The organism is Limosilactobacillus reuteri subsp. reuteri, assembly GCF_000016825.1.
Classification (GTDB): Bacteria; Bacillota; Bacilli; order Lactobacillales; family Lactobacillaceae; genus Limosilactobacillus; species Limosilactobacillus reuteri.
This window is the reverse complement of sequence record NC_009513.1, coordinates 1,636,260-1,651,966: the sequence shown is the minus strand read 5'-3', so window position 1 is coordinate 1,651,966 and position 15,707 is coordinate 1,636,260. Positions and strand designations below refer to the sequence as shown.

Annotated in this window: 13 protein-coding genes, 3 pseudogenes and 1 other annotated feature; of the genes and pseudogenes, 11 read left to right on the top strand and 5 right to left on the bottom strand. The window is 39.3% G+C overall.

The window, feature by feature from the left end; translation table 11 throughout:
- The first annotated feature begins 130 nt into the window (after positions 1–130).
- Complete coding sequence (locus tag LREU_RS10325) at positions 131–601, top strand: transposase (RefSeq protein ID WP_011953551.1); 471 nt, start codon at positions 131–133, stop codon at positions 599–601.
- Positions 602–692: 91 nt separating this feature from the next.
- Positions 693–935, top strand: coding sequence for a cytochrome b5 domain-containing protein (locus LREU_RS08340; protein ID WP_003668967.1), 243 nt, complete (start codon positions 693–695; stop codon positions 933–935).
- A gap of 67 nt (positions 936–1,002) precedes the next feature.
- On the opposite strand, the gene LREU_RS08335 is transcribed toward LREU_RS08340, so the two are convergent.
- The 3 genes and pseudogenes from LREU_RS08335 to LREU_RS08325 all read right to left on the bottom strand — a co-directional run bounded on the left by LREU_RS08335 (position 1,003) and on the right by LREU_RS08325 (position 5,307).
- Positions 1,003–2,250: an ISL3 family transposase gene (locus tag LREU_RS08335; RefSeq protein ID WP_003668966.1), complete on the bottom strand. Its 1,248-nt coding sequence runs from the start codon at positions 2,248–2,250 to the stop codon at positions 1,003–1,005.
- Positions 2,251–2,464: 214 nt separating this feature from the next.
- Positions 2,465–3,859, bottom strand: a complete 1,395-nt coding sequence (locus tag LREU_RS08330) for an IS3 family transposase (protein WP_003668965.1) — start codon at positions 3,857–3,859, stop codon at positions 2,465–2,467.
- A 116-nt stretch (positions 3,860–3,975) separates the two neighbouring features.
- Positions 3,976–5,307 (bottom strand): annotated as a pseudogene (locus tag LREU_RS08325) (ISL3 family transposase).
- Positions 5,308–5,625: 318 nt separating this feature from the next.
- Here LREU_RS08325 and LREU_RS08320 point away from each other — a divergent pair.
- From LREU_RS08320 to LREU_RS10660, 6 genes are all read left to right on the top strand, one after another.
- Positions 5,626–6,681 carry a zinc-dependent alcohol dehydrogenase family protein gene (locus LREU_RS08320; RefSeq protein WP_003668962.1) on the top strand — a complete coding sequence of 352 codons (1,056 nt, stop codon included), beginning with the start codon at positions 5,626–5,628 and terminating at the stop codon, positions 6,679–6,681.
- A gap of 305 nt (positions 6,682–6,986) precedes the next feature.
- Positions 6,987–7,601 (top strand): DUF6198 family protein, encoded by a 615-nt coding sequence (locus LREU_RS08315; RefSeq protein ID WP_011953550.1) that lies wholly within the window; start codon positions 6,987–6,989, stop codon positions 7,599–7,601.
- A gap of 23 nt (positions 7,602–7,624) precedes the next feature.
- Positions 7,625–8,311: a matrixin family metalloprotease gene (locus LREU_RS08310; RefSeq protein ID WP_003668960.1), complete on the top strand. Its 687-nt coding sequence runs from the start codon at positions 7,625–7,627 to the stop codon at positions 8,309–8,311.
- A gap of 59 nt (positions 8,312–8,370) precedes the next feature.
- Positions 8,371–8,620, top strand: a binding site (T-box leader).
- 78 nt (positions 8,621–8,698) lie between these two features.
- Complete coding sequence (locus LREU_RS08305) at positions 8,699–9,175, top strand: S-ribosylhomocysteine lyase (RefSeq protein ID WP_003668959.1); 477 nt, start codon at positions 8,699–8,701, stop codon at positions 9,173–9,175.
- A 115-nt stretch (positions 9,176–9,290) separates the two neighbouring features.
- Positions 9,291–10,154 carry a MetQ/NlpA family ABC transporter substrate-binding protein gene (locus tag LREU_RS08300; protein ID WP_011953549.1) on the top strand — a complete coding sequence of 288 codons (864 nt, stop codon included), beginning with the start codon at positions 9,291–9,293 and terminating at the stop codon, positions 10,152–10,154.
- A 251-nt stretch (positions 10,155–10,405) separates the two neighbouring features.
- Positions 10,406–10,531, top strand: a complete 126-nt coding sequence (locus LREU_RS10660; RefSeq protein WP_003664763.1) for a hypothetical protein — start codon at positions 10,406–10,408, stop codon at positions 10,529–10,531.
- A gap of 146 nt (positions 10,532–10,677) precedes the next feature.
- On the opposite strand, the pseudogene LREU_RS08295 reads toward LREU_RS10660, so the two are convergent.
- Positions 10,678–11,645, bottom strand: a pseudogene (locus tag LREU_RS08295) (IS30 family transposase).
- Positions 11,646–11,955: 310 nt separating this feature from the next.
- Between LREU_RS08295 and LREU_RS08290 the strand changes: the two are divergent.
- The 3 genes from LREU_RS08290 (at position 11,956) to LREU_RS08280 (ending at position 15,189) form a co-directional block, all read left to right on the top strand.
- Positions 11,956–13,137, top strand: coding sequence for a PTS sugar transporter subunit IIC (locus tag LREU_RS08290; RefSeq protein WP_003668955.1), 1,182 nt, complete (start codon positions 11,956–11,958; stop codon positions 13,135–13,137).
- A 259-nt stretch (positions 13,138–13,396) separates the two neighbouring features.
- Positions 13,397–13,954: an elongation factor P gene (efp, locus tag LREU_RS08285; protein WP_003664757.1), complete on the top strand. Its 558-nt coding sequence runs from the start codon at positions 13,397–13,399 to the stop codon at positions 13,952–13,954.
- Positions 13,955–14,145: 191 nt separating this feature from the next.
- Positions 14,146–15,189 (top strand): hypothetical protein, encoded by a 1,044-nt coding sequence (locus LREU_RS08280; protein ID WP_003668952.1) that lies wholly within the window; start codon positions 14,146–14,148, stop codon positions 15,187–15,189.
- 48 nt (positions 15,190–15,237) lie between these two features.
- On the opposite strand, the pseudogene LREU_RS08275 reads toward LREU_RS08280, so the two are convergent.
- Positions 15,238–15,701, bottom strand: a pseudogene (locus tag LREU_RS08275) (low molecular weight protein-tyrosine-phosphatase).
- Positions 15,702–15,707 lie beyond the last annotated feature (6 nt).

Sequence of the window (15,707 nt, the reverse complement as noted above, 5' to 3'; positions counted from 1 at the left end):
GGCTTTTCTATTTTTCTAACTTAATTTTACAAACGGCGAAACAAAAAAAGACAACCGTTCTATGTTATCCCCATAACTACCTCGGTTGTCTTAGAAAGGATATATTCCTCATGACTAATGATATCAACTTTTGGACCGGAATCAAGGACCCTTACTTAATTACCTACACTGTTATTCTCGGCGTAACTTCCAATATCACTGGTTATCCAATCAAGAAGTCGTCGAACGGCTACTCGATTTCTCTCCAGATCTAAGGGCTGCCTACGAATACTATCAAGACTTAATAGCCACGATTAGTAACCGCAGTCAGGCCTTGTTAGATCAGTTAATCAAGCGGAATAATTTACCAAGTGCGATGCGACGAGTTAAGCGAACCCTTGCCAAGCACCGCCAGGAGATCATTGCCAGCTTTTACATCCTACTAACCAACGGGCCGATCGAAGGCGCTAATAATAAAATCAAGATAATAAAACGAACCGCATATGGCTATCGCAACTTCTTCCATTTTCGGATTAGGCTTCTTATTTCGTTGAAGACTTCTAATCTCATGATCCGTGAATTATCAAAAAAGAGAACTAGACCAAAAGCCAAAGTAGCTTAGTATAGTTCTCCAAATTCTCTTCATCCTTACCGATTGACAAAGAGCCAGGGTTCATGGTACGGTTTAATTACCAAAATTAAAGGAGGTCATCATGATGGCTGATAAGGTAATGACGAGGGATGAACTAGCAAAGTACAATGGCCAAGCTGGTCAACCTGCCTACGTAGCAGTTGAAGGTGTAATCTATGACGTCTCTGCTAAACCAGCCTGGCAGGGTGGCCGCCACCATGGAAACTTGGCCGGCCAGGACTTGACAGACGTTTTGCTTGAAAAGTCACCCCATGGTAAACGGGTATTAAAGGATCTGCCAGTCGTCGGTAGACTTGCTGAATAGAACGGATATCTGTCAACTGGTATGGTTGACTAAAAATACTTCCTACGAAAATGTAGGGGGTATTTTTTTACGAAAAAATACAATCGATTCTTAAAAAGAAAAATTTTTGATTGGCAAAACCATAACAAGTTCGTTTTAGAGTTTTGATTTTGCGATTGATGCCTTCTAAAGGAACATTAGAGTATTCAAATTTAGCACTATTTAAGACATATTTTCTGTTTTGACGAAGGGTTTGGATAGCGGTATCCATTTCTGTATTGGTTTTTTGGTAGTCTAAGATGGTTGACTCTAGTAATTCACTATTGCGCTCGTTTAGGGCTTTCGTGATATCTTGGTAAGTTTGGTATACTTCAGCAAACTTGGAAAATTTACTAGTAATGAGATCAACAGCATTTTGGCGAGTCATATATTGCTTAACGCCGCGAAGAAAAACTACTTCTTCAGGGTGAAGATCTTCAGCTTTTTTATGGAATAGCTTCCAATGTGACTTCATAATTTTATATTCTCGGCTCTGTTTATCAAGTTGTTTTAGGATAGAAATACGACAATTGTCCAAAGCGCGACCAGCTAATTGCACAAGATGGAAACGATCAATAATAATGCTGGCATTAGGGAAAAGGCGATAGATAAAGCTTTGATATTGAGCATTTAAATCAATCACAACTGATTGGACGCATTCGCGTTCGGCTTTTGAATAACGACTTTCAAAATAATCAATAATGGTAGGTGATAGACGATCCTGTAACTTTGTGATAATTTGGTGGGTTTCAGCGTCACAACAGATAAAGGACATCACAGACTTAGTTGAACGAAACTCGTCAAAACATAGATGCTTAGGCAACTTAGCTACACGATAGTGTGGTTCCATGCGCTCTAAAATTGTTCGACGAACACTGCTAGGAGAGCAGTGACACATTTCAGCAATTAGCTGACCAGATAGTCCTTTACGAGCCCAAAGCATGATTTGATTTTTAAGATTACTGGATAGGGTTTGATTTTCTTTGGTTAAATTGGTAATAACACCAAAAGTAGTATGGCATGATTTACATTTATAGCGTTGTTTACGAAGCTCTAATTCATATCTTCTCCCGTTTAAACTAGCCAGTCGTACATGAGTTTTGCGAAAGCCATCCTTATTAACTGTAGGAAAGCCACAGTTACGACAACGATTAATCGGATAGGAAAGAGTAGCTGTTATTAGTGTTATATACTCTTTAACAGAATCATCGTTGTGTTCAGCTTCTTCAACAGAAATAATTTTAATATTTTTATCTTTAATTCCAAGAATATTTAGGATAGAATCATTATGGGACATTTGTTTAACCTTCTTTCATGATTTTTGTAGTGAATTGATTGTATAACGAGGGGACAGCAAATGTCCTCTTTTTTGTATAAAAAAATCTGGCATGGAATCTCCATCCATACCAGAAAGTGTATACCCAATAGAACACCAAAACAGCTGCGGAGTGACGTGTACCCTTAAAGTTGGAACCTGTATGTTCTTGCTTTAAAATTGAATAAATATTTTTCTAGGCAACTAGATTCTGCTCATCAACTAGATTCTGCTCATATTGAAGTGGAGTTTGGTTGCCTAGTTTTGTCTGAATACGGCGTTCGTTATAAAAGTGAATCCATTCATTAATTGCTTGGCTTAATTCTTCTTGATTGCAATAACTGGTATCAGGACCAATTTCTGCTTTCAGTTTACTAAAGACTGTTTCACAGGCAGCGTTATCCAGACAGGTTGCTCGATGCGACATGCTTTGCCTAATGTTTCCCTGACGAAGTAGTTTGTGCCAAGCACGATGTTGATAGTGCCAGCCTTGATCAGTATGTAAAGTTAATTGGTATCCTGTATGAGGTAACTGCTTAAGTAATTGCTGGAGTGGATCTAATGCGAATTGAAGATTTGGATGTTGACTGATTGACCAAGTAAGAATCTGGTTAGTTGCCAAGTCCTTAATAATTTCTAAGTACACTTTTCGCCCATCATGAGCCTTTAATTCTGTAATGTCACAAACCATTTTCTGATATTTACGGTTACTCATAAAACGCCGATTTAGCTTATTCTTAGCTTTCTTGCCATTTGGTCCCTTAGAGGAATCATACTTACGGACTCGCCGATTATATTTGATACATTTAAGTCCCATTTCATGCATTAAGCGCTGAATGCGCTTATGATTAGGTGTCTTTTTACCAATTAAGCGATAGTAGTCTCGAATTTGAGTGCTTAAACGGCGTACGCCGTATTCAGCTTGGTAGTAGTTAAAGAGGCCTTTAATAACGGCTTTAAGTTCTTCTTCATCCTCATCCGGATGTTCAAACCGATTTTGCCAATACTGATAGGTTGACATGGAAATGGGAAGTGCATCGATCAAATCCTTTAATAAGTATTTAGCCTTGAGGCCATAAATTACTTGTGCGAGTTCTTTTTTGGACGCTTTCTCAAGGCTGTCAATTTTTTTGAGGCATCGAGTTGTATCTTTAACAATAAGTTTTCTCTTTGTAAAGCTTGGTTCTGTTTTTGGAGCTGAAGAAGCTTGTCTTGATTCTTGTCGTGTCGTTTGACCATTTTTAGGTTTCCTTCCCCGACACAATCTCAGTAAAGCCTGTGGCCCTTTCTTGTTATAGAGACATTCCCACTGATACACTGAACCTGGGGAACGATATCCAAAGTGAATACAAGTTTCTGAGATTGACGCCAAATTTTCTTGTTTCCACTTTACCAGATTTAACCGAAAATCCCCAGTTACTTTGAGTGGATTGAGTAATGGTCCTTTACCAAATCTTGCATAAATTCCCACCCAAATTTGGAAATCATGTTCAGCAATCCCGTATTTATGCCTAACTGATGCTAAAGTAACATTACCGTTGGCATATTCTTCAACAGCTTTAAGTTTAGTTTTAACGCTAATTTTGGTCATATAAAATACCCCCAGAGTTGATTTCCAACTCTGGGGGTACACGTCAGAGGGGAAATCCACAGCTGTTTTTTAGGCTCTTCGTCAAGAAGTACTGATGAGAAAATAAAATAGTTTTACTAAGCAGCTTGTGCCTGGACTTTGGCATGAGCTGTTTGTTTATTTTGCCAAGTTATTGCGATATAGGTATTTGGTAATGCAAGAAGAATTCTAATCCGGAAATTAAAGAAATTACGAAAGCCATAAGCAGTTCGTTTAATAACTTTAATTTTATTATTAGTTCCTTCAACAGGGCCGTTTATCTAGGTGTTATATTTGAAACTATTATAGATTTCTTGTTTATGACTACGAAGGGTACGCTGAACTTTCTGTAGTGCTTGTGGAAGCTGTGTCCATTTAATTACGAGTAAGTTTTTTAATTCTTTCTTACTACGATGAGCAATCGCCATAATTAAGTCTTGATAGTATTCATAAGCTTTTTTTAATTCATTATCAAAACTTAGGAGACGGTGAATAACTTCAACATCGGTTAATTGAGCGTAACTAAAGTTACGTCTTGGTCAATAATTATTATATTTAAGCTCATTAGCAGGTGTTAAAAGTAATTTCCAAAAATGCTTAAGTGCACGCCACTCATGAGTGGCAGCACCAGCGCGATTCATTACTTGAATCCTAATTTTATTTAATGCACGATACGCTTGAGCAACGATGTGAAAATGATCAGCGATAATTATAGCGTGAGGGAAGAGTTCATGAATTAAGTGACGATATGGAGTGTATAAGTCAACTGTTACTGTTTGAACTGCTAGGCGTGCTGAACGGTCATATCGAAGAAAGTAGTCCCGCAAATAACTATTTTTTCGTGACAGGATAATGTCAAGTGTCTGTTTATTTTCAATGTTCATTAGAATCATACTCATTCCACTGGGCGCAAAGCGACCAGATTTAAAATCATCAAAAGCAATATGGCGAGGCAACCAATGATAGTTAGGCTTGAAAAATTGATCAAGGTTTGTAATGACTCGTCTAATTGTCCAGTCAGAGACATTTAGTTCTTTGGCTAAATCACTTTGTGATTCATTTTTCGTCAGAAGCATCATGGCTCGTTGTTTTATCGCTAAAGAGATATGATCATGATAATTAATATCTCTAACAGCCGCTAATTTAGTAATTACTTCGGGACAAGAAGGGGAAGCTTTACAGATATATTTTTGCTTTTTAATCGACCAGATTGTTGGTTTAAAGTGAAGCTCTGGTCCCAAGCAATTAACTGTTTTATAGCCATTCTTACACATTAGCTGTCCACATCGTGGGCAATGCATAGGATAAGTTTGGATGAGATGGACAATGATTTGATTAGGTTGATCTTCAATTGGATTATCAAAGTTCTTTTCATCTAGTTTGAGATAGGGATCTTTAACTCCTAAGATAGTTCTGATAGAATTGTTCATGAAAGATGGTCCTTTCTTAACGAAGACGGGGTCCAACCATCTTTCGCTTTTTTATTTTAAATTTTAAAAAATAAAGCACTGATGTTAAATCCATCAGTACTTAAAATTGTAGAGCCGTTTTTTATATAATGAAATGCTAAACGATTGATAAAACGATAAATAAAAAATCATGACGCCTGCAGAGGTACTGTGCCCTTTCAAGTTTACACATTAAATCTGAAACTTGAAAGCTGATAACCATGTCAAACAGGCGAGGTTATCAGCTTTTTCTAACTTAATTTTACAAACGGCGAATAATAAAAAAAGGAGGTCGTTTCAATGAAAAAAGCTATTTTTGAAAAGGCGGGTCAAATGAAGATTGTTGATGTTGACCGTCCAACAATTGAAAAGCCTGATGACGTAATTATTAAGGTAGTGCGGACCTGTGTTTGTGGTTCTGACCTATGGAACTTCCGAGGAATTAATCCGGTTGAAAAAGATTCTGAAAACTCTGGCCATGAAGCAATTGGAATTGTTGAAGAAGTTGGTGAAGATATCACTACTGTCAAACCTGGGGACTTTGTGATTGCTCCATTTACTCATGGATGTGGGCACTGTGCTGCTTGTCGCGCGGGCTTCGATGGTTCTTGCCAAAGTCACAACGATAACTTTAGCTCTGGTGTGCAAGCTCAATACGTTCGGTTCCAACACGGTCAATGGGCGCTTGTTAAAGTTCCGGGCAAGCCAAGTGACTACAGTGAAGGAATGCTTAAGTCCCTCTTAACCCTTGCTGATGTTATGGCTACTGGTTACCACGCTGCACGAGTTGCTAACGTTAGTGATGGTGATACAGTTGTTGTAATGGGTGACGGTGCTGTTGGCCTTTGTGCGATTATTGCTGCTAAGATGCGGGGCGCTAAGAAGATCATTTCTACTAGTCGCCATGCTGACCGTCAAGCCCTTGCTAAGGAATTTGGTGCTACTGACAATGTTGCTGAACGTAGTGACGAAGCGGTTCAAAAGATCATGGAACTCACTAACGGTGCCGGTGCTGATGCTGTCCTTGAATGCGTTGGTACTGAACAATCAACTGATACTGCCATGAAAGTTGGCCGTCCAGGTACCATCGTTGGTCGGGTTGGCTTACCTCATACCCCAAAGATGGACATGACGGTGCTATTCTACAACAACACTATTGTCGGCGGTGGTCCAGCATCAGTAACCACTTACGACAAGGACGTATTGTTGAAGGCTGTTCTTGATGGTGACATTAACCCTGGTAAGGTCTTTACTAAGAGCTTCGACCTTGACCAAATTCAAGAAGCTTATGAAGCAATGGATAAGCGTGAAGCAATCAAGTCTTACATTATTATGGATGGCTTTGAACGCGATTAATATTTAAAACTGATTGAAACAATAGGGGCTGGGTGAAAATTTTTGTTTTCTCTCAGCCTCAACTACTTTTATGAACAATAGAAAGATAACGTGGAAAATAACCACAAGGCTCGAGTCTAAGTACGAACGATAATCAGCCCGTGCTGTGCTAATCATCGTCCTAGCTTAGCCAACCGCCTTGTCGAGGAGGTTATTTCCCACTCTCTTTTGCATACTTACAAAAATTCAGGACAAGATAAACGCATAAAATCAATAAGCGTGCTAAAATACTGTGATAGAGAATAAGCGTAAACGGGATGATAAAAATGCGTCGGTATGTATTTTTAGCACTGGCGATTGTCTTAAACTCAATTGGTCATTCAATGACGATTGTAACAAACTTAGGGAGTATGCCATGGCCAGCCTCCATCGTCAATATTATGCATATGATGGGCTGGAACATGACAGAGACGATTTTTACAGAAGGACTATTTGTCATTGGCCTTAATATCCTTTTGGTTGGTGAATTTGTCCCTAAAGAATTTGGCTGGGAATTAACGTTTTTAGTTCCGTACAGTATTTTAATGCAACTTTTTGCGAACTTATGGCGCTTTTGGGGAATCGATACGATGAACATTTTCCTGCGCTTCGGTTTTGACCTACTCGGCTTAGTGATTGCCTTTGCCGGGTATGCTCTTTACCAACAGTGTGATTGTTGTTTTCATCCACACGATAAGTTAACAGTCTACTTAAAACGGCGCGCCAGTCTTAAATTCACGAAATACTTTAACATTGTCTTGCCCGTTATCATTATCTTGTTATGTTCTCTTAAAAATCATGCAATCTTTGCTTTTAATATTGGAACGGTGATCGGCTTTTTCTCTCAGAACTGGATTGTCAGTTTCTGGCAGGAACGCCTCGAACCGTGTTGTCATTTCTAACTTTATGGAATGGGGATGATTAAATGCGTCGATTTTTAGTAGCACTCTTAGTCGCTGGCATGGTTGGAATTGGCGATTATCATGTCCTTGCTGATGCAGATGCGCCTTCTCAACCCTTCCAATCATCATTTTTTAGCCAGGATTCTTCTAATAGTAATGATTTTCAGTTTTCTAATGGTGGCCAACGACCAAATGCAGACCGGCTAAGAATCCCAGAAAATACACCGACACCGCTTGAAGGCTTTAAGTGGAAGAAAAAGAATATTACTATTTATATGGAAACGGCTGATCCTAAATTAAAATGGGCTTTTCGTGATGCGGTCAAAAAGTGGAACAAGACGAAAGCAGTTCATATCCGCTGGACTAAGAACGAAGATAAGGCTAATATTATTGCGGCCGATGGTGATCTAGCACGAAATAATACGGGAAACAATGGTGTTGGCTATACAACATCTGAACTCGGCTCAACCCGGACTGAATATGATCCGACTACGAATACCTTGCATAAGGCAACCTCAACTTTGGACCCTAACCAGTTAGACTATACTAATAAAGAATTTCGAAGTGAGGTTGCACAACATGAACTGGGACATGCACTTGGATTAGCCCACGCTCCAGAATATGAGCATAGTGTGATGATCCCACGAAATATCAAAAACGGAATAACTAAAAATGATGCTAAAACGTTAAGAATGTTATATCGTGAATAATTTTGAAATATGTGTTGACAATTAGTAAGGATAAGGATATTATAATTACAATTAAATTAGATATTGCTTAGAAAAGATGAGTAATTATTTAATGCCATTACAGAGAGCTAGGAAAGATGAGAACTAGTATGGTGACGAATAATGAAGATGGTCTTGGAGCAGACTGATGCTGTGAGCATACATGTTAGCAGCAAGCGATTAGCACCCGTTACCGTGCTGGAGTATTTTTATGTACTTTTTGCGGGTCTTATTGTGAGATAAGGCTAAATTAGGGTGGTATCACGTTAATGAATATTAGACGTCCCTAGGAATTGGTTGGATTGCCGTTCCTAGGGATTTTTTAGTTCCAAGATTTATCCTCATCAGGCAGAAAAGGAGAGTTTTACTATGGCTAAAGTTGAAAGTTTTACATTAGATCACACAAAGGTTAAAGCACCTTACGTTCGTTTAATTACTGTTGAAGAAGGGCCAAAGGGAGATAAGATTAGTAACTATGATTTACGGTTAGTTCAACCAAATGAAAATGCAATTCCAACTGCTGGTTTGCATACGATTGAACACTTGCTTGCTGGCTTGCTTCGTGACCGCTTGGGTGGCGTAATTGATTGCTCTCCATTTGGCTGCCGGACTGGTTTCCACTTAATTACATGGGGTGAACACTCAACTACTGAAGTTGCCAAGGCATTGAAGTCTTCACTTGAAGAAATTGCCTACAAGACTAAGTGGGAAGATGTTCAAGGAACAACGATTGAATCTTGCGGTAACTACCGTGATCATTCATTATTCTCTGCGAAGGAATGGTCAAAGAAGATTCTTGATGAAGGTATTTCAGATAAGCCATTTGAACGCCACGTGGTTGACTAATAATAATTTTGGTAAACGCTGACTAAGGATTTCTCGAGAATAACGACATGTCGGATCCCGTTGGCTATTGCGACTAGTTATGACGAATAGCGAAAACAAAAGTAAAGGGGTAGTTATGATGAGAAAGAAAAAGCATACCGGCTGGTGGATTGTTGGTATTGTAGTAGTGATTTTAGTTGCAGCTGGACTTAGTGTGGGCGCTAATGGTGGGTTTACCCGCAACGATGAGATTACTGTTGGAACGATTGGCCCAGATGTCCAGGTTTGGCAACACATTGCAAATAGTAAACAGGCCAAAAGTGAAGGCTTGAAGATTAAGGTCAAGAGCTTTACTGATCCCGTAGCTTTAAACCGGGCGACTGCTAGTGGTGAAATTGACGTAAATGCTTTCCAATCATGGTCATATCTGCAAGCTTATAATAAGGAAAATAGGAAAGCACAATTAGCGGCGATGGGAACTACCTATTTAGAACCAATGGGCTTATATTCGGATAAGTATAAGAGTGTTAAAGACATTCCGGATGGTGCCACAGTTGCGATCGCTAATAACCCAGCAAACACGGCGCGGGGCCTCTTGCTCTTACAAAGTGCAGGCTTGATAAAATTGAAGCCGGGCTTTGGGGCAACAAGTGGAACCAATGAGATTGCGGCTAATCCAAAGAACCTTCAATTTAAAGAAATTGATGATACCACCGGACCACGAGTATTAAAGTCAACTGATTTAGTATTAATCGGTAATACGATTGCTTTAACTGGTCATTTAAATGTGTTGAAAGATTCTATTTATCACGAAAAAGTTGATCAAAGCACGAAGGATAACATTAATGTTTTAGCAACTGCTAAGAAGAACCGTGATAATAAAGAATATAAGAAGTTAGTCAAGCTTTACCATAATAAGCAAATTCAACAATGGATTGCTAAAAAGTATCAAGGAACAAAGGTGAATGTTGATAAGCCATTAAATTATCTAGAAAATTAATAATAAAATTATAATTAGCCAAAAGACAACATTGTGGTAATTTTAAGCCCTTTTTATTCTCAATTATCGAATAAAAAGGGCTTTTTGTGCGTTTATATTGATGAATTGAAGATTATTATGAAAATTAATAATTTTATCTAATCTTAAGATAAAGACTTCTATTAAACAAATTAATAAGAAACGAGTATAATTAAAGTGATAGAAGATTAGGTTTAACTACAAGGCATGATTTAAGTAAGGGAGCTAAAATTATGAAATGGGTAAGAAAACTTGCACAAAGCGTAGTAACGATTGTTTTACAAGCACTGGTTGCCCGACTCGTATATCACTTATTTGCAAAGAAGCAACCGAAAGAAACAACGAAAAGCAATGACTAATGTATTGTGGTAGCGGATGGTATTAAGCGTAGAGCGACCATTCGTTTTTTTATTAATTTTGCTCTTAACAATGCCAAGGATAAATTTTGTTGACCTTTAAATTAGTAGGATGATAAAAAATTAATTTCCCGAAATGTCAATTTAAGTTAGAAAGAAAATAGTTGCTCATTAGTGACGCAAGACATGAATACTTCATATGGAGTTCGATAGCCTAGTGATTTACGGGGCAGGTTATTTCGCTTACTCATCAGTTGGGTTACCAATTCATCAGGAAGATTGCGGAAATCTAGCTGTTTCGTTAAGCCATCCCGACGTAAAAGACCGTTGTTGTTTTCGTTCAGCCCTCGTTGATTGGGAGCACCAACCTCGGCAAAGTAAGTGTGAAGGTCAAATTGATTGGCAATCTCGCGCCAGCCGGCGAATTCTTTTCCGTTGTCAAAGGTAATCGATTTGAAGAAGTGCCGCGGGAATTTCCGAAGCCACTGACTTAAGTGTTGGTTAATCGCATCAGCCGTCTTTTCGTGCACATTGAGTACAATTTCGACCTTCGATTGGCGTTCGGTCAGGGTCATTACCGCCCCTCGGTGCTTTTTGCCTTGGACGGTATCAGCTTCAAGGTGCCCAAATTCAGTGGTATAGTGCGGAAAGTCCTTGTCACGCTCGTGAATACTTCGCCCCAATTGGCCAGCCTTCCCGCGGCGCTCGACATAGCCATTCGGGTACCGCTTACCTCGCATCGGCAAGGAACGGACATCGAAGCCGAACTGGCCACGTTCAAACATCCGGTAAAGAGTTCGCTGGTTACAACTAATTGGGCGCTCAGCGCGCCCAATAATGGTATCAGGCGTCCACCCCCCCGGGCAATTTTGTCGTTGATATAAGCGAGTTCAGCCAGTGACAACTGAGTACGTTTTCGGCCACAACGTTGCTTATTACGCATATAGTGATCTTGATAATCAGCAATTGAGGCACCGGTTTCCAGGTAACGATAATCGCGATAAACGGTTTCGGCACAACGGTTGATCATTTGGGCCACTCGGTACGCTTTAAGCTTTTGTACGAAAGAATGGGCGATGATTGTCAGCTCGTTTGTGGTAAGATGGGTGTAAGTCATTTGTGGTTTCCTTTCTTTTGTTTAGGGGTATTCAAAAGTCTACCACAAATGGCTTTTCTATTTTTCTAACTTAATTTTACAACCGGCGTTATAATAAAAATTGATTTTAATGATTAAATAAAGGATTGATTTCTTTACCTAGTGATATATTAAGAACGAAATACTTAACGATTAACAAATGATAAAATTATCACTTGTTAATGAAGCTTTAATATATTTTTATGAAAAGGTTTTCTTTTGATGTAATTGAGAATGAAATGTTTATTAAATAAGAGATTTTATTAACATTAAAATATAATTAGAAATATAATTGACTTTTAATTATGAGCCGATTAAACTAACAACAATTATTAAACAAAAAATAAATTATAAGGAGGCGTTAATGATGGAAAATCGAGTTAGCAATTCTAAAGCTAATGCAACTTATCAAAATTCATCAAAGGTCAAGGAAGTGGCCTATCGAATTTTTGCGGCGGTGGCTAATGCTATTTTGGTCGTTCTAGGAGGAGGATTATTAACTCAAACAATTGGTAACTTGACAGGTATCCATGTCCTTACCCTAATTGGTGGTGAGGCTCAAGCATTATTAGCGCCTGCTATTGGAGTTGCGGTTGCTTCACAGATGAACACAAATACATTAGTTACATTTGCATCAATGGTAGCGGCTACCGTTGGATCAAATGGTGTTCATTTTACTGATACGGCGGTTAAAGGAATGACTGCAACAGGGCAAGTAACTGCGGCGGCAGCGGGAGCACCGGTTCTTACTACTGGCCAACCTGTTTCTGCTGTTTTAGCGGCACTTGTTGCTGTTCTTGTCGGTAAGTATTTAACTGGAAAGACGCCACTTGATATGGTTCTTGTTCCATTTGGTGCGTTAGCCGTGGGGATCGGTTTTGGTCTAGTCGTTGCGGCAGTTGTTACGCCGGCGCTTCTTGCTGTGTCCGCCTACATTGCGCATTCGATGCAAGTTTCACCAGTTTTAGGATCAATGGTAATTTCCGTTGTGTGGGCCCTATTTCTGATGACGCCTGCCTCTTCTGCAGCCTTGGCAGTTGCCTTGATGCTTGATCCGATCTCTTCGGCGGCTGCCTTGATCGGTACTACTGCTCAATTTGTTGGTTTTACTGCGATGTCATTTCGGCAAAATAACCTTGGCGCAAATATCGCCCAAGGACTTGTTACCCCTAAAGTTCAATTTTCCAATCTCCTCATCAATCCTTATCTTTTAGTTCCAACGGTTGTTTCAGCAGCTGTTTGTGCACCAATTGCAACAGTTCTGTTTGATTTCCGTTCAACATCGACCTTAGGAGGATTGGGACTAAACTCCTTGATTGCACCAATTGCTTACTTATCACGTGGCTGGGCTCAGTTCAGCACATACATGGTTTTCGGCGTGGTAGTACCCGCTGTTCTTTCAATTGCTCTTTACCTTGTTCTTAAGCGCGCTGGATTCATCGGTGAAAAGCAATTACATCTTGAGCTAGTTTAGAAGTATCGATCAAAGAAAAAAGCTGTTTGTCTATTGAAAATTATGAAATAGGCAGACAGTTTTTTATTGATAAAACATCCTAACAACTGCTATTGTTGTGATTAGGGAATGTGATACAATAGATAGTGAATGTAAATTATAGATGGTAACTATCTATGATTAACGGCACGGAACGAAGCCAAAGATTAAGGCTTGCTTTAAAGCAAAGTCCCATTAATCGGTAAAAGAGTTCAGTTTTATATGAAGGAGTTTTTATACTATGATTCAAACAATTGATTTGAAAAAAGGTATGGTTTTTGAACGTGACGGTAAGTTATTAAAGGTTCTTCAAATCAACCACCACAAGCCTGGTAAGGGTAACACTTTAATGCAAATGGACATCCAAGACCTCCGTTCAGGTTCAATTGTCCACACTACTATGCGTCCATCTGAAAAGGTTGAACAAGTTAACGTTGACAAGCGTTCTGCTCAATACCTTTATGATGAAGGTGACTCAGCCGTATTTATGGACCTTGAAAGCTACGAACAATACAGTTTAAACCATGACTTGCTTGGTGACGACAAGAACTACCTTGTTGAAAACATGAAGGTTATCTTAAACTTTGTTAACGGCGACATTATTGGTGTTGAATTACCAACTACTGTTGAATTAACTGTTGCTGAAACTGAACCAATGATTAAGGGTGCTACTATCGATGGTGGTGGTAAGCCTGCTACGATGGAAACTGGTTTAGTTGTTAACGTTCCTGCATTTATCAAGAACGGTGACAAGTTAATCATCAACACTACTGATGGTAGCTACAAGTCACGGGCTTAGTTAAATATGGAAGTGGGAAATAACCCCCTCGACAAGGCGGTGGACTAAGCTAGGACGGCGATTATCGTCCTACTTAGACTTGAGCCTTGTGGTTATTTTCCATGTTATCTTACTATTGTTCATAAAAACAGTTGAGGCTGGAGAAAACAAAAATTTTCTCCAGCCTCATTTTTTTATAGGAGTATATTAATATGAATAAGAAAATAGGATTTTTAATGGTTACGGGGATGGGCCTATTATTAGCTGGTTGTGGAAATCAGGCTAACAATAAAGCGGCTAATTCTTCATCTGCCTCAAGCAGTAGTTTATTAGTGGCTAAAAGTAATGTGAAAGTTAATAGTGATAACATGAGCCCCCAAGAAGCTGTTAGTTTGATTAGTACGTATTGTGGCCTTCGTTATGGTGGAAATTGGGCTGCCATGGTTAAAGAAGCGCAAAAAGAGGGATTGCAGGTAAATCTTTACCCAAGTTCTAAATACCAATTGAGTGATGGAGGACAAGGAGTAGCTTACGATGTGACTGCTGGTGGAAAGTCACAGGGCTTGGTTTACACTGTTAATAACGATGATGTAAACATCTACCAAAATGTCAAGGAAAATCAAAAGAGTACTAAACTCGCCACAATCTCAAAGTCAGAAATGGCCAATTATGTTAATCAAGAAGGTCAGGGAAAGCTCGTTAATGACTTAGCTGCTAAGGCACAGGTAGTCGATAAGCGCAGTGGGGATAGCAATTCCTCAGCAAGCACCAGTAATTCTGGCAATGATCATAAGTATGGCCGCAGTGGTACTATTGATGTTCCAAGTGAAATGCAGGGAACATGGTATTCGGCAGATAATGATGCTGATTCAACAATAACATTTGGTTCTCATACCTTTACTTACAGTGGCGAGAATAGCAGTACAACAACTCAACTCTTTAAACAGGATTCTGAGTGGGGTGAAAACGAGGATAACTATACTAACGAAGGAATCCAAAACGCTACTAAGAACTGGGGGAAAGCCAGCTTCTTTAACATGGATGGATCACGATGGTTAAATATCCGTGGTTGGGTTCAAAATGCCGGTGACGGTTCATCATATACTGTTAAGACCGAAACAATCGATGGAAAGCAGGTTAAAGTTCTTGTATCAGCCGGGGGTGCCGGAAATTGGGTAGATGCTGTTTACTACCAATCAAAGGATATGGCGCAACAAAACGCTGATAAGAAGTTTGACGATCTTAATTACCAATAAAAAGAAAAAACACGGCTGAAAATTTCAGGCGTGTTTTTTGATAAACAGTTATTTAATTTCCTTCTTTATCTTAGCAAGCCAATTGGGGAGAGCTTCACTTAAGCTATCATAGGTATCTTGGAATCAGTGAGTGATCCAGGGGTCAACGATATAGCAATTTTCTTTTCCTGGGGTAGCTTCAAAGATTCCATGAACCTTATTTTCTAACCCAGCTGGTGCCATATCTTTTGCGTCCCGGACATTCATCTGATCCATTGCGATAATATAATCGGCATCATAATAATCCCTGTCCTGCAATTGACGGGCAATCATTCCGTCGTCTTTAATGTGATATTTATCGAGAATGGCTTTTGTTCGACTATCAGCAGGTGAACCTTCTGCAATGTTACTTGTTCCGGCTGAATCAATAGTAATTTGATCAGCAAGGCCAGCTTCTGCAACCATTTTTTGAACATTGCTTCCGTCATTGGTGAGCGGCAAATATTACCAAGGCAAACAAAAATTACTTTCATAAAAAC

Bases quoted from the DNA above. Each gene is read 5' to 3' on its own strand.
- LREU_RS08330 (WP_003668965.1), bottom strand. From the start codon at position 3,859: ATGACCAAAATTAGCGTTAAAACTAAACTTAAAGCTGTTGAAGAATAT.
- LREU_RS08310 (WP_003668960.1), top strand. From the start codon at position 7,625: ATGCGTCGATTTTTAGTAGCACTCTTAGTCGCTGGCATGGTTGGAATT.
- LREU_RS08305 (WP_003668959.1), top strand. From the start codon at position 8,699: ATGGCTAAAGTTGAAAGTTTTACATTAGATCACACAAAGGTTAAAGCA.
- LREU_RS08300 (WP_011953549.1), top strand. From the start codon at position 9,291: ATGATGAGAAAGAAAAAGCATACCGGCTGGTGGATTGTTGGTATTGTA.
- LREU_RS10660 (WP_003664763.1), top strand. From the start codon at position 10,406: ATGAAATGGGTAAGAAAACTTGCACAAAGCGTAGTAACGATTGTTTTA.
- efp (WP_003664757.1), top strand. From the start codon at position 13,397: ATGATTCAAACAATTGATTTGAAAAAAGGTATGGTTTTTGAACGTGAC.
- LREU_RS08340 (WP_003668967.1), top strand. From the start codon at position 693: ATGATGGCTGATAAGGTAATGACGAGGGATGAACTAGCAAAGTACAAT.
- LREU_RS08315 (WP_011953550.1), top strand. From the start codon at position 6,987: ATGCGTCGGTATGTATTTTTAGCACTGGCGATTGTCTTAAACTCAATT.
- LREU_RS08335 (WP_003668966.1), bottom strand. From the start codon at position 2,250: ATGTCCCATAATGATTCTATCCTAAATATTCTTGGAATTAAAGATAAA.
- LREU_RS08320 (WP_003668962.1), top strand. From the start codon at position 5,626: ATGAAAAAAGCTATTTTTGAAAAGGCGGGTCAAATGAAGATTGTTGAT.
- LREU_RS08280 (WP_003668952.1), top strand. From the start codon at position 14,146: ATGAATAAGAAAATAGGATTTTTAATGGTTACGGGGATGGGCCTATTA.